This is a genomic window from Povalibacter sp., assembly GCF_036520495.1.
Lineage (GTDB): Bacteria > Pseudomonadota > Gammaproteobacteria > Steroidobacterales > Steroidobacteraceae > Steroidobacter.
This window is the reverse complement of record NZ_DATDJO010000026.1, coordinates 154,523-168,135: the sequence shown is the minus strand read 5'-3', so window position 1 is coordinate 168,135 and position 13,613 is coordinate 154,523. Positions and strand designations below refer to the sequence as shown.

Sequence of the window (13,613 nt, the reverse complement as noted above, 5' to 3'; positions counted from 1 at the left end):
ATGGCCGAGCTCTCCTCGCAGACACTGCATATCGTCGCGCGCGAGCTCAATGCAGAGCTCAACGAAGCGCGGGCGGCGCTCGAACTGTTCGGCGATCAGCAGGACAACCTCGCGCTGCTGCGTCGTTGCAACGAACATCTGCATGCCGTGCATGGCGCGCTGCGTGTCTCCGAGGTGTATGGCGCCGCACTGCTCGCCGAGGAAATGGGGCAGGTTCTCCACTACCTCGTCGACAATTTTGCCGAGAAGCGTCACCTCGCCGAGGGTCTCGATGCGCTGATGCGCTCGATGGTGCAGCTGCCGACGTATCTGGAGCGCGTGCTCAGCGGCGGTCGCGACATGGCGCTGGTGCTGTTGCCGCTGCTCAACGATCTGCGCGCGGTGCGCGGTGATGCGCTGCTCTCCGAAGGCACGCTGCTGCTGCTCAATCTCAGTTCCGATCAGCAGGCGAGTCCTGCGTCGGCCACATCGGGTGAAGGTGCTGCCTCGGTTGCGCAGTGGGCGCGCAAGCTGCGCACCCGGTTTCAGCTGGGATTGCTTGGCTGGATCAAGGGCGAACGCGTCGACCAGAACCTGGAAGTGCTGGCGCGCGCTGCCGAACGTCTCGAGCAGGTGGCGACGACGCAGCCGGTGTTCCAGCTGTGGTGGGTCGTGGGCGCGCTGATCGAAGCGATGCGCGAAGGCGGACTGGAAGGCAGTGCGTCGGTCAAGCGGCTGCTCGGCCAGGCTGATCGCGACATGCGCCGGCTCTATGAGCAGGGCGAATCCCGCTACGCGGATGCGCCGTCGCTCGAACTCCTCAACAACATGCTTTATTACGTCGCACGCGCCAAATCCTCCGGGCCTCGCGTCTCGGCGGTGCGTGCATCGTTCCGTCTGAGCGAACTGTTGCCAGTCGATGATCAGGTCGAACAGGCGCGCGAAAGCCTCTCGGCGCCGTCCGTCAAGCTGATGAAGACGGTGGCCGCTGCCATCAAGGAAGATCTTGGCCGCGTCAAGGATGCACTCGATCTGTTCGTGCGCCGCGGTGGCACGCAGGTCGAAGAACTTGCCCCGCAGCTCGAGCTGCTGAAAAAAATCGGCGACACCCTGGGCGTGCTCGGCCTGGGCGAACTGCGCGACAAGGTACAGGGCGAGACCGCGGAGCTGCAGGCGATCATCGCGCAGCAGGCGCCGGTGAATGACAACGTGCTGCTGCGCATGGCGTCCACGCTGATCAAGGTGGAGGACAGCCTCGACGAACAGCTCGTCGGCATGATCGTGCCGAGCGGCGAACCGAGCGCACCGGCGAAGCCTGCCAGTCCTGACGATATCGAATTCCGCCAGGTCACCGAAGCGGTGCTGCGCGAGTGCATCGTCAACATGGCGCGCATCAAGGAAGCGATCGCGCAATCGATGGATCGCACGCGCGAAGGCCAGACCATCGACCAGATTCCGGCGCTCGTCCGTGGTATCACGGCGGGCCTGTTGATGCTGGGGAAGACGCGCGCCGCCGAGATCATGGAGGGCATCGACAAGGCGTTGTCGCAGTTCGTGCGTTCCGATGGCATGACGTTGCCGCCCGACGCCGTCGATCGGCTCGCGGATGGCATCGTCGCCGTCGAGTACTACATGGAAACGATTCAGGCCGGGCGTACCGATCCCTGGTACATGCTCGACAACGCCGAAGCCTGTCTCGAGTATCTTTCCGAAACGCAGCCGGTGCCGATCGGCGAAGCGTTCCCTGCGGCCACCGATCACGCCCACACGGTCGTCCTCGAGCCGTTGTCGCAGACCGTCGCCGCGCCGACGGAACAGGAACGGACGGCGGTGCTCGACCGCGTTCCGCAGCTCACGCCGGTGCCAAGACCTGCACCGGCTCCGGTCGCCGCGGCGCCGCAAGCGCCTGCCGTCGTGCCGCCGGCGATGGTCAGGCCAACGGATCGCGACATCGATCCGGAATTCCTCGAGCTGTTCATCGAGGAAGCGAAAGACGAAATCGCCCGGCTCGAAAAGTTCTTCCCGATGTGGGACCAGAACCCGCAGGACCTGGATTCGCTGGTCAACGTGCGCCGTTCCTTCCACACGCTCAAGGGCAGCGGCCGCATGGTGGGTGCGCAGCTCATCGGCGAGTTCGCGTGGTCGATCGAAACCCTGTTGAATCGTGTCATCAACAAGACGCTGGATCGGACGCCGGACATCATGGGTGTCATGCGCTCGGCCATCGCTGCCGTGCCGCAACTCGTCGAGCAGCTCGAAACGGGACGCGCGCCGGTGGCGGACATCGGTCTGTTGATGACGCAGGCAAACAATCTGTCGGGTGCACGCCCGCAGGCTCCCGCGAGCGCTGCCGCGCCGGCGCCCGCCGCTGCACACCAGCCGGCTCGAGCGGCACCCACGCTGACCTCGATTCCACCGGCACAAAAAAAAACGGTAGTACCGGCGATGGATCCGGTGCTGCACGATATCTACGGCAAGGAGACCCTGGGGCATCTCGCGGCCATCCGTAAGTTCATCGCGGACTGTCGCCAGGCGACCCCGCCTTACCTGGTCACCGAGGACCTGCACCGATCCTGTCACACGCTGAGCGGCACGGCCAAGACTGCCGGCGCCGTCAATGGCACCACGGTCGCGGATCCGCTGAACCGCTATGTCCGCAAGCTCTACGACAACTCGGCCGGCCTGAGCGACAACGGCCTGGACGTATTGAAGGATGCGGTCGCGGCCATTCAACAGGGGGTCGATCACATCAACGAAGACGCGAGCTTCTTCGGCAACCACGCGGGCATCGTGGTGCGGTTGCACGAACTCGAAGCCGAACTCGATCAGGACATCGCGCGGCTCGGTGAGACGATGGATGTCGGTGCCGAAGCGACGCGCGCCATTCCCGTGCTCAGGAACGTCGAGCTGCCGTCGTTGGCGCACAGTGTCCCGACGCTGGAAGACACGCACGAGGTCCTCATGGAGGACCCGGATGCCGCCACCAACGTATTTGTGGATGCAGACTTTCCGGCCGTTGGTGTGCGCAGAGAGGCGCCTGCTGTCGACGAGCCGGTGACGCAGCCCGTCGAGGAGGAGTCCGAAGAGATCACCATCGACTCTGTCGATCTGGTCGAGATGCCGTCGACCGATGCCAGCGATATGGAAGCGCTGGAATGGAGCTACAAGAACTTCCCTGCGGACGAACCGACCGTGACGACGCCCAGTCTCGACGATCCCGACACCGGCAGGGAGGTCGAAGAGATTTCCTACGCTGCGTCGCTGGATGAAGGTGACGGCATCGTCGTCGAAGAGACCGTCGTTTCCGCAGCGGTCGCGCCCGCCGAGCCCGATAACGGATTCGTGGTGGAAGATTTCGATGGGCTCGCGCAGACGAATCGCGTTCCTGTGCTGGCGATGGTTCATGAAACGTCGCCGCCGGTCGACGAAGCGTTGGCCGCTGCGATCCATGAAGGGATGGTGGGTGAAGAGATCGTGATCGAAGTCGGCGAGATCCCGCTCGACACGGCCGATGCCGGCAGCGTGCCGCACTTCGTCGACGATTCGGAAACGGTGCAGAGCATTGCACTGTCGGTCGTGGCACCGCCCGAACCCGAACCCGCGCCAGATTTTGCGTCTCAACCGGAGCCAGCACCCCTGGCGGAACAGTGGTTCGCGCCCGCGCCCGACGTAGCGATCAGCGCGGACATCGAACCCGAACAGGCACCGCTCGCACCTCCGGTCGTAGTCCCCGCGCCTGCGATGGACGCGCCGCCTGCGGCCCTGCTGCCCGCCGCTGTCGAACCTGACGAACCCGAGCTGGACGAGAATTTCGATCCCGACGTCGCTGCCATCTTCACCGAGGAAGCGGCGGAGCTGCTCGAGACCGCCGACAGCTCGCTGTCGGCCTGGTCGCGCGACCGCGCCAACAAGGCGCTCGTATTCGAGCTGAAGCGCGTCCTGCACACGCTAAAGGGCGGCGCACGCATGGCTGGCATTCGCGCCATGGGCGATCTGAGTCATGAACTCGAAACGCTGATGGAACTGGTGGAGGCCGGGCAGGTCGCCGGCGACCAGCCGGTCTTCGATGTGCTGCAGACGAGCCTGGATACGCTGCATCGCATGCGTGACACCGTGAATCAGGGAGGCCGTTGCGCGTCGCCGCGCGAACTGATTTCGCGCATTCGCGCGCTGTCAGGACAGGAGCAGGCTGCACCGGCGCCCGTGCAACCTGAGCCAGTGGCTGCCGCCGTTCCGGAGATAAGTGCACCCGCGCCCGACGTCGAAATGGCCGCCACGGAGGCCGCCGTTGCAGACGCAGCGCCCATCATCGATGAGCTGGCTCCCGCCGGGATCGTCGCCGATGAGTCGATGGAGATCGAAGTCGAGTTCGGGGCGGATGAACTGGGCGCGGCTGCGGCACGCGAAGCCGTGCGGATCGATGCACAGGCCGCCATGCCCGTTTCGCAGGCCGCGACATTCGACGTCGCCGCAGTGACGCCTGAACTGTTGCCGGAAGCGCCCGTTGCGGGTGAGCCGGAGTTGATTCCGGCACCCGCGCTGCCACCGGGGCGCGAACCGCACATCCAGGAACGCCAGGAATTCGCACGCGTCGACGCGGACCTGCTCGACACATTGCTCAATAACGCCGGCGAAGTGAGCATCTTCCGTTCGCGTCTCGAACAGCAGGTCGGTTCGATCGAGTTCAACCTCGCCGAGCTCGGTCGCACGGTGACGCGTCTGAAGGACCAGCTGCGCAAGCTCGAACTCGAGACCGAAGCGCAGATCCTGCATCGCCGCCAGGAAGAACAGCCGAATCGCTCCGACTTCGATCCGCTGGAACTCGATCGCTACTCGACGATCCAGCAGCTCACGCGCGCCTTTGCCGAATCGGTCAGCGACGTGGGCAGTATCGAAGGCTTGCTCGAGAACCTGACACGTGAAGGCCAGAACCTGCTGCTGCAGCAGGCCCGGGTCGTGACGGAATTGCAGAACGGGCTCATGCGCACGCGCATGGTGCCGTTCCAGCGCCACGTGCAGCGTCTCAGCCGTCTCGTGCGCCAGGTGGCGACGGATGTCGGCAAGAAGGCTGAACTGGTGGTCGTGGGCGCAGCCGGCGAGCTCGACCGGCAGGTGCTCGATCGGATGCTGCCGCCGTTCGAGCACATGCTGCGCAATTCGATCGTGCACGGCATCGAGACGCCGGAAGAACGCGTTGCGAAAGGCAAGCCCGAGAGCGGCACGATCCGCGTGGGCCTGCATCGCGAAGGCGCCGAGATGGTCATCATTCTCGAGGACGACGGTCGCGGCATCGACGTCAACGCCGTGCGCGAGCGCGCTCGCTTACGCGGTCTGCTGCAACCGGGACGCGTGCTGACGGACGAAGAGGCGATGCAGCTCATCCTCGAGCCCGGATTCAGCACGGCAAGTACGGTGACGCAGCATGCCGGTCGTGGCGTCGGCATGGATGTCGTCGTGACCGAGATCAAGAAGCTGGGCGGCGCATTGTTCACCGAGTCGCAGCCGGGGCAGGGCGTGAAGTTCACGATCCGCCTGCCGTTCACGCTCGCGATCACGCAGGCGTTGATCGTGCGCACGGGCGATGAGCTCTACGCGTTGCCGCTGCCGTCCGTCGAAGGCGTGGCGCGCGTGCCGCGCTCGGAAGTGGAAAAGCATCTCGCAGAAGAAACACCGACGTTCAACTACGGCGGACAGATCTATCGATTCCAGCACCTCGGCGCGTTCGTCGGCGGCGGCGCCTCGACATTGCCGGACGGTGACGTTTCCGTGCCGCTGATCCTGATTCGCGCCGGCGAACATTCGACGGCCATCGTTCCCGACGAACTGGTCGGTAGCCGCGAAATGGTCGTCAAGTCCGTCGGTCCGCAGATCGCCACGATCCGCGGTATCTCCGGCGCGACGATCATGGGCGACGGCCGCATCGTCATCATTCTCGACATGGGCGCGCTGGTGCGTTCGGAATGGCGCGGTCGCGGCCACGTGGAGGGTCCGCGGGAAGATCGCCGGACGTTCGCGCTGGTGGTCGACGATTCGATCACGGTGCGTCGCGTGACCCAGCGACTGCTGGAACGCAACGGTATGCGCGTGATGACGGCGAAGGACGGCGTCGATGCACTGTCGATCATCCAGGAGCACCTGCCGGACGTGATCCTGCTCGACATCGAGATGCCGCGCATGGACGGCTACGAATTCGCCACCCACGTGCGCGCCGACTCGCGCACGGCCGATATTCCGATAGTGATGATCACCTCGCGCACCGGCGAGAAGCACCGTGCCCGCGCCATCGAGATCGGCGTCAACGACTACCTCGGCAAGCCCTACCAGGAGAATCAGTTGCTCGATGCGATCGAGCCGCTGGTCGAGGCGCGCAGAAGGCACAGGAGAATGGCGTGAGAAGCCGGCCGACTGGCCGACTGGCCAACTGGTTTACAGGCCAGCGAAGAGGGCTTGCAGATATTTTCTTGCTGGCCAGCAGGCCAGTTGGCCAGTTGGCCAGTTGGCCGGCCGCCAGAGGCGCCCAATGAATTCCGAACTCGCCCACGAACTCTACAGCCTGCTGATTCCGCTCGGTCAGGAACGCCTGATCGTGCCGCGGGCGTGCGTGGCTGAAGTGATCACCTGGCAACAGCCCGAGAAGATGGATGGCACGCCGCCGTGGTATCTCGGCACGATTCAATGGAGCGGGCGACAGGTGCCGGTGATCTCGTTCGAAGCCGCCTGTGGCCAGAGCTTTCCGCCGCCCGGCACGCGTACGCGCATCGTGATCTTCGTGGCGCTGGGCAATCACATCGCAGGTGGCTACTTCGGACTGATCACGCAGGGCTTCCCGCAGCTCGTCCGGGTCAATCCCGATGTCGTCAAGGCCGATCACAGCCGCAGCTTCTCCGACCACGGCCCGACGCTGTGCCAGGTGCGCATGTTGAACGAGTCACCGCTGATTCCGGATTTCGATCATCTGGAGAGGATGATTTCGGAAGAAACTCGCGCCGCGTAGCGGCGCTGGTTTCGGCCAACTGGCCAACTGGCCAACTGGCCAACTGGCCAACTGGCTGACTGGCCAGAGCGAAGAGGCCAGAATTGAAAGTTGGGCTCTTTATCCTTCTGGCCAGTTGGCCAGTTGGCCAGCAGACCAGTTGGCTTCCTACTGCAAATCCCCCCACAACGCCTGCAACACCGTCAGCGCCACCACTGCGGCTGTCTCCGTTCGGAGCACGCGGGGACCGAGTCGCACTGGCATGAAGCCGGCTTTCTGGGCGGCGGTGATTTCGTCGTCATCGAGACCGCCTTCGGGGCCGATCAGCAACTCGACCCTGGATGGCAGGCTGGCGATGCCGGCCAGCGAGCCGGGGGCTGAGGGACTCAGGACCAGGCGCATGCCATCCTTGCGCACGGTGCTCAGGTAATCGCGCAATGCCATCGGCGTGCCCACGGCGGGAATGCGCGAGCGGCCGCACTGTTCGCAGGCGCCGACTGCGATGGCGTGCCAGTGCGTCTGTTTCTTTGCGGCCTGCTTCTCGTCCAGTCGCACGACGCTGCGCGCGGTCAGGACCGGCGCGATGGCGGTGACGCCGAGTTCGGTGGCCTTTTGCAGCGTCCAGTCCATGCGTTCGCCGCGTGAGATGCCCTGGACGAGCGTGATGCGCAGTGGCGATTCGCCGGTGCCGGGCGTTTGACCGCGCAATTGGACCAGAACCCTGTCGCCATCGACTTCGGTGATCTCAGCCCGGTAGTCGATGCCGCTGCCGTCGAAGATAACGAGAGGTGCGCCGGGCCGCATGCGCAGGACGCGCGCAACGTGATACGCGCCCGCAGAGGACAGTGGCACGATCGAGTCCGCGGTCAGCGGTCCGTCACAGTAGATCCGGTTCAGTCTCATAGCCCCCCGCTGGTCGCATCAGCATTTCGCCGGAATTGTAACGAAGCCAAGCAAGTGGCGGGCCACAGAAACCTCTTAACAGCCGCGAGGCACGACCGGAGCCGTGTGCACGGCTGCTAGGATAGAGCCATGTCGTTCACCACCCCCGAACCCATCGATGCCGCCATGGGTCTGCTGCGCACTGCGCGGCAGGTGCCTTCGCCCAATTGCGACGATCGTCCGGCGGGAGTCGTGGCGGATCTCATCGTTGTGCATGGCATCAGCCTGCCGCCCGACGAGTTCGGCGGACCCTGGATCGATCTGCTGTTCACCAATCAGTTGCCGCCGGAGCAGCATCCGTATTTCGCCGCTATCGCCGGACGCAAGGTGTCCTCGCATCTGCTGATTCGCCGCGACGGCGAGATGGTGCAGTACGTGCCGTTTCAGCGGCGCGCGTGGCATGCAGGCGTGTCCAGCTATGACGGACGCGAGCGATGCAACGATTTCTCCATCGGCATCGAACTCGAGGGAACGGATGATTGCGCCTACGAGCCGGTGCAGTACCGCGCGCTGAGCCGGGTCATCCGGCAATTGCTGGCGGCGTATCCGGCGTTGTCGTCGCGGCGGATCGCGGGTCATAGCGATATCGCTCCGGGGCGCAAGACGGACCCAGGTCCGGCGTTCGACTGGGCACGGTTGGGTGCCTTGCTCCAGTGCGATGTCTGACATGCGAGGACCTGCGCGATTGCTTCTGATCGTGTTCGCGCTGGCGTGCGTGCCGTTGCCGGCGGCTTTCGCCGCATCGCGCATCGTCAGCCTGGCGCCGAATCTTACGGAGCTGGCGTTCGCGGCAGGTGCTGGCGATCGGATCGTCGGCACGGTCGAGTACAGCGACTATCCAAAGCAGGCGACGACGATTCCGCGCATCGGCGACGCGTTTCGCGTCGACTACGAAAGGATTCTCGCCTTGCAACCGGACGCGATTCTGGCCTGGCAGCCCGGCACGCCACCCGCAACCGTCGAGCGTCTGCGCAGTCTGCGCCTGACGGTGAATGTCATCCGCACGCAGCGCCTCGCCGACATCGGCGCAGCGGTGCGCGACATCGGTCGCATCGCCGGCACGCAGGCCCTTGCAGCAGCCGAGGCGGATCGCTTCGAACGGGACATCGCATCGCTGCGTCAGGAATATGGCGCCCGCTCACCCGTGAGCGTGTTCCTGCAGATCAACGACCGGCCGCTATACACCGTGAACGGTGCGCAGATCATGAGCGAGGTCATCGGGCTGTGCGGCGGCGTGAACATCTTTTCCTCTTTGAATGAGCTGGCGCCGCAAGTCGGTGTGGAGGCCGTGATCGCCGCGAATCCCGAGGTGATCATCACCACGGGTCCCGCCGATGCCGAAGCATTCACGCAATGGCGGCGCTGGCCACAGATCCGCGCGGTGCATGCGCAGAACCTCTACGCGCTGTCTCCGGACGATCTGTCCCGCTCCGCGACCCGGCTGGCAAAGGGTGCCCGCGACATGTGTCGCACCCTTCAGACAGCTCGCGACCGCCTGTGGCATTCGCACTAGAATGGCCGCCGCGACGCGCCCGTGACGTCGACCGTTGCCAGCAACAATCGACGTGAGCATGACCCGAGCCACCGCCGCGCTGATCGTTCTTTGCGCCTACGCTGCCGCGTTGATCGCCATGGCGATCTGGGGCGGACGGCGTACGCACAATGGCAATGATTTCTTCCTTGCCAGCCGTCGTCTCAGCACCTGGCTGGTGGCGTTCAGTCATGTCGCGAATGCCTCTCCCGCGTGGCTGCTGCTGGCGCTGAGCGGCGCAGCGTTCGTCTGGGGGCTCGCTGCCGTATGGATCTGGCTGGCCGTCGTCGTCGGATACGCATTGAATGCGTTCTACGTCGGTCCGCGCTTGCGCCAGCTGTCGATCGGACAGGGTTCGCTGACCGTGGTCCAGGTGCTGAGCACCGACGCTGGCGACCGGCTGCAACCGCTCATCGTGCGTTCCGCAGCGCTCATTCTCTCGCTGGCCCTGCTGCTGGAAATCAGCGCGGTGCTGCATGCGGCCGGCAGCGCGTTTGCGATCGGCTTTGGTTTCGATTTCACCAGCGCCTGCATCACGGCAATCGCCGCGATTGCCATCGTCACTCTCGTCGGCGGATTCTGGTCACTGAGCTTCAGTGACATCGTGCAGGTTGGCGTGCTGTTCGTCGTGGGCTGCATCGTGCCAATGGCGGCGATCGCAGTCAGCGGCGGTGTCGAACAGTTGCAGATCGGCTTCCAGGCGCTCGGTCCGGAGATGACCGACTGGTTCGCGGGACGCAAGGGCGTCGTGGCGCTCGCTCTGGTGGTGGGTATCAGCGGACTTGGATTCGAACTCACGGGGCAGCCGCATGCGCTGGCCCGCTACATGGCGGCGCGCGACGAATCGACCCTGCGCAACAGCCGCTGGATCGCGCTGGCATGCATCGCGATATTGCTCGCGCTCATGCTGGTCTGCGGCTGGTCGGCCAGCGTGCTCTATGCCGGCCTTGAACGACCGGAACAGGCGATTCCAGTCGTTCTCGAACGCATCCTGTCGCCCCTGGTCTCGGGATTCCTCGTGGCATTGCTGCTGGGCGTGATGGTGATCGGCATGGGCAACCGGCTGCTGATTCTGGCATCGTGCCTCTCGGTGGATATGAAGCGCTCGGTATCGCCTCTGTCATTCGCGTGGGCGCGCGTCGTGCTCGTGTTCTACGCAGTCATCGCGCTGTGCCTGGCGCTGTATGCCACCGACAGCCTGCTCAATCAGGCCATGTTCGCGTTCGCTGCCGTCGGGGCGTCGTTCGGTCCGCTGTTGCTGGTGCGTCTCACGGGCAAACGGGTGCGGCCGGGCTCGACTCTGGGAGCGATGTGGGCCGGCTTCGTTCTCACAGTGCTGTTCCATGTACTGCCCGATGCACCCGGCGATTTTCTCGAACGCGTGCTGCCGTTCGTGGCCTCGCTCGGTATTGCGCTGACGGGTGGCGAGCGTCGCCATAATCCGGATCGTGCCGACCGCTCGCAGGAGACGGTGCATGACCGGGTGGCAATTTGACGAAGCGGCCAGCGGTCAGCGATCAGCCTGAGGGGATGCGATGCGAGGCAGGCGCGACGACAAGCAGGCGAGGCCGAAGAGGCCCCGGACGGGAAGCAAGCGTGTCGCTGCCAAAGTAACCAGGCGCAAGCAACCGGTTGCGCTCATCGCCACCGATCTTCCAGCCCGCATTCTCGCAGCGGTGCGCCGCATTCCGCGTGGGAAGGTCTGCACTTATGGAGATGTTGCAGACGTTGCGGGGTTGCCGCGACGCGCGCGTCTGGTGGGCACGGTGCTGCGACAAACGCCCGCTTCACGCGATCTGCCGTGGTTTCGGGTGATCAATGCGGGCGGTCGCATCTCGTTTCCCGTCGGCAGCGATGCCTACCAGCGTCAACGCAGCAAGCTCGAGACGGAAGGCGTGGTCTTCGTCGGCGGCCGTGTCGATCTGAAACATTACGGCTGGCCGCCGCGCGAAGAGCAACTCGACGAACTGTTGTGGCGCATGGATCGCTAACGGGTGCGCTCAGACCTCCGGCTGCAGGTGGCGCTTGATCTCGCCAAACTGCGCGTCGGTCAGGCGGACACAATCCTTGGCCGTTCCTTTGACGTGGCACACGAATTTCGTGAGCGGCTGGGGCTGCGGCTCGCGCCACTGCAATGCCGGATTGCAGCCCGTGAGCCAGGGAAGCAGCACAGCAAAACTGATCAGCTTGGCGTTCATACCTGTACCCCGATGTGATGTGACGGGGTAACTGGATAGATGCTTCGCGCACTCCCGGAAAGCAGTCTGGGATGAAGTCCATCGGCAACGATGCAGACTCCATCAATCCGTAACTGCGTTGCTCATCAGCGCAGCGAGACGCGGGCGAAATGCGCGACCGATCGTGAACTGTGTGCCGTCCCGTAACACGGCAATCTGTTCGCCGCGCGACCACGGCAGCAGTTGCCTGATGCGTTCGACATTGACGATGGCGGAACGATGCAGTCGCACGAATTGCTCGGGATCGAGCTTTTCATCGAACGCGGTCAGTGTTTCGCGCAGCAGATAGGTCTCGCGCCCGACGTGCAGCGTCACGTAGTTGCCTGAGGCTTCGAGCCAGTCGATTTCCGCTGTCTTGAGAAACACCAGCCGGCCGGCGCTCGTGACGACGACCCGCTGCAGGAATTTCTTTCGCTCCGGTCGCACGGCGTGCATGACGCTTTGCAGGCCGGCCTGCGCTTCTGCCGGCCTTTGCAGCTCCTTGCGTACGCGATCGAGCGCGCGGCGAAAGCGATCTTCGTCGAACGGCTTGATCAGATAGTCGAGCGCCTGCGCGTCGAAGGCGCGCAGTGCATATTCCTGATGCGCGGTGGCGAAGACCACGATGGGCATCGCTGCGACGCCGATCGCCTCGATGACATCGAATCCATCGAGCCCGGACATCTGCACGTCGAGGAACACCACTTGCGGTGCCAGCGTGGCAATGGCCTCGATGGCCTCATCGCCGTTCGAGCAGGTCCGTACCAGCTCGAACTCAGGATCGGTGCCAAGCAGCGTCGCGATGCGCTTCCTGGCCCACGGTTCGTCGTCGACGATCACCGTTCGGATCTTCATGGGCGACCTCTGCAGCCTCCGGCGCGGCGGTGAGCGCGGTGTGAAACGGGATCTCCGCCGTCACCGTGGCGCCGGATGGGGAGCGCGCTTCGAGGCGGAATGCATTGTTCCGGGGATACAGCTGTTCCAGACGCTTGCGGGAATTGGCGATGCCGACTCCTTCGCGCAGTCCAGCGGCGGACGGCAGGCCGCAGCCGTTGTCTGTTACGGTCAGAATCAGTCGGGAGCCAAGGCGCTGCGCCGAGATCGCGATGATTCCATTCTCGCGCGGCGGCGCCAGTCCATGCTTCACGCAGTTCTCGACCAGCGGCTGCAGAAAGAGTGCCGGTACGAGCGCGTCGAGCGCTGGCGGCGGCACCAGGATATGGGCGGTGAGACGTTCACCGAAGCGTACTCGCTCGATCTCGAGATAGGCGCGGACGAAATCGAGTTCTTCGGCGAGCCGCACTTCCTGGCGACCGATGTTGGCGAGCGTCAGGCGCAGCAGTTCGCTCAGACGGCTGATCATGCGATCGGCGCCTTTCACGTCCTCGTGCATCATCGCCGAGATGGTATGCAGCGTGTTGAACAGGAAGTGTGGCTGCAGCTGCGATTTGAGAACTTCCAGCTGCAGCTGCGCGATCTGCCGCTCGCGTTCCTGGTATTTGCGGAAGTAGTCGAAGGCCTGGGTGAAGCCGACCACGGCCCAGTAGGTCAGGAGGTTCGGATGGAATCGATAGAACAGCGGCCCGCCCACGTCGTTCCAGGCATGACAGACCACGGCATAGAGCATCGAGTGTCCGATCGAGAAGGCCAGGCATGCCGGAATGTGGGCTAGCAGTCCAACGCGCCAGCGCCGGCGCTCCAGCGGGAAGCGCCGCGTCAGCATCACGATCGCGGGAATGAACAGCAGCGCAATGGCGGAATTGACGACGGTCAGCTGCAGCGTCTCGCCCCACGAGATCGGTGCATTGCGCAGATAGAAGGTCAGATAGGCCTCCGGCGCGAACAGCAGCGACAACGCCGCCCATCCGAACAGGAACAGCACCCATCTGCCCCAGCGCTCCCTGAACAACGCGTTCATGAGGCGGACTTTGGACTGTTTTGGCGGGCGACGAAAGTACGTGGGGGCGAACTT

Annotated in this window: 10 protein-coding genes; 6 read left to right on the top strand and 4 right to left on the bottom strand. The window is 64.4% G+C overall.

Annotated features, from left to right (window positions below):
* Complete coding sequence (locus tag VIZ63_RS09660) at positions 1–6,372, top strand: Hpt domain-containing protein (protein ID WP_331609365.1); 6,372 nt, start codon at positions 1–3, stop codon at positions 6,370–6,372.
* A gap of 127 nt (positions 6,373–6,499) precedes the next feature.
* Positions 6,500–6,973: a chemotaxis protein CheW gene (locus VIZ63_RS09655; protein WP_331609364.1), complete on the top strand. Its 474-nt coding sequence runs from the start codon at positions 6,500–6,502 to the stop codon at positions 6,971–6,973.
* A gap of 147 nt (positions 6,974–7,120) precedes the next feature.
* On the opposite strand, the gene VIZ63_RS09650 is transcribed toward VIZ63_RS09655, so the two are convergent.
* Positions 7,121–7,855 (bottom strand): 16S rRNA (uracil(1498)-N(3))-methyltransferase, encoded by a 735-nt coding sequence (locus tag VIZ63_RS09650; RefSeq protein WP_331609363.1) that lies wholly within the window; start codon positions 7,853–7,855, stop codon positions 7,121–7,123.
* A gap of 129 nt (positions 7,856–7,984) precedes the next feature.
* Here VIZ63_RS09650 and ampD point away from each other — a divergent pair, with 129 nt between their 5' ends.
* Genes ampD through VIZ63_RS09630 form a run of 4 tightly spaced genes read left to right on the top strand, consistent with a single transcriptional unit; the run spans position 7,985 to position 11,416 of the window.
* Entirely contained in the window at positions 7,985–8,560 is a 576-nt protein-coding gene (gene ampD, locus VIZ63_RS09645; protein ID WP_331609362.1) for a 1,6-anhydro-N-acetylmuramyl-L-alanine amidase AmpD, read from the top strand.
* 19 nt (positions 8,561–8,579) lie between these two features.
* Positions 8,580–9,407 carry a cobalamin-binding protein gene (locus tag VIZ63_RS09640; protein ID WP_331609361.1) on the top strand — a complete coding sequence of 276 codons (828 nt, stop codon included), beginning with the start codon at positions 8,580–8,582 and terminating at the stop codon, positions 9,405–9,407.
* A 58-nt stretch (positions 9,408–9,465) separates the two neighbouring features.
* Positions 9,466–10,920 carry a sodium:solute symporter family transporter gene (locus tag VIZ63_RS09635; RefSeq protein ID WP_331609360.1) on the top strand — a complete coding sequence of 485 codons (1,455 nt, stop codon included), beginning with the start codon at positions 9,466–9,468 and terminating at the stop codon, positions 10,918–10,920.
* Between the two features lie 40 nt (positions 10,921–10,960).
* Positions 10,961–11,416 carry an MGMT family protein gene (locus VIZ63_RS09630; protein WP_331609359.1) on the top strand — a complete coding sequence of 152 codons (456 nt, stop codon included), beginning with the start codon at positions 10,961–10,963 and terminating at the stop codon, positions 11,414–11,416.
* Between the two features lie 9 nt (positions 11,417–11,425).
* On the opposite strand, the gene VIZ63_RS09625 is transcribed toward VIZ63_RS09630, so the two are convergent.
* From VIZ63_RS09625 to VIZ63_RS09615, 3 genes are all read right to left on the bottom strand, one after another.
* A complete protein-coding gene (locus VIZ63_RS09625) occupies positions 11,426–11,623 on the bottom strand; it encodes a hypothetical protein (RefSeq protein ID WP_331609358.1) in 198 nt (65 codons plus the stop codon).
* 102 nt (positions 11,624–11,725) lie between these two features.
* Positions 11,726–12,496, bottom strand: a complete 771-nt coding sequence (locus tag VIZ63_RS09620) for a LytTR family DNA-binding domain-containing protein (RefSeq protein ID WP_331609356.1) — start codon at positions 12,494–12,496, stop codon at positions 11,726–11,728.
* Entirely contained in the window at positions 12,417–13,559 is a 1,143-nt protein-coding gene (locus tag VIZ63_RS09615) for a sensor histidine kinase (protein ID WP_331609355.1), read from the bottom strand. Before VIZ63_RS09615 ends, VIZ63_RS09620 begins: the two co-directional genes overlap by 80 nt.
* Positions 13,560–13,613: the final 54 nt, after the last annotated feature.

Excerpts from the sequence above, each read along its gene's own strand:
- ampD (WP_331609362.1), top strand. The coding sequence starts at position 7,985 with ATGTCGTTCACCACCCCCGAACCCATCGATGCCGCCATGGGTCTGCTG.
- VIZ63_RS09635 (WP_331609360.1), top strand. The coding sequence starts at position 9,466 with ATGACCCGAGCCACCGCCGCGCTGATCGTTCTTTGCGCCTACGCTGCC.
- VIZ63_RS09655 (WP_331609364.1), top strand. The coding sequence starts at position 6,500 with ATGAATTCCGAACTCGCCCACGAACTCTACAGCCTGCTGATTCCGCTC.
- VIZ63_RS09630 (WP_331609359.1), top strand. The coding sequence starts at position 10,961 with ATGCGAGGCAGGCGCGACGACAAGCAGGCGAGGCCGAAGAGGCCCCGG.
- VIZ63_RS09650 (WP_331609363.1), bottom strand. The coding sequence starts at position 7,855 with ATGAGACTGAACCGGATCTACTGTGACGGACCGCTGACCGCGGACTCG.
- VIZ63_RS09660 (WP_331609365.1), top strand. The coding sequence starts at position 1 with ATGGCCGAGCTCTCCTCGCAGACACTGCATATCGTCGCGCGCGAGCTC.
- VIZ63_RS09615 (WP_331609355.1), bottom strand. The coding sequence starts at position 13,559 with ATGAACGCGTTGTTCAGGGAGCGCTGGGGCAGATGGGTGCTGTTCCTG.
- VIZ63_RS09620 (WP_331609356.1), bottom strand. The coding sequence starts at position 12,496 with ATGAAGATCCGAACGGTGATCGTCGACGACGAACCGTGGGCCAGGAAG.
- VIZ63_RS09625 (WP_331609358.1), bottom strand. The coding sequence starts at position 11,623 with ATGAACGCCAAGCTGATCAGTTTTGCTGTGCTGCTTCCCTGGCTCACG.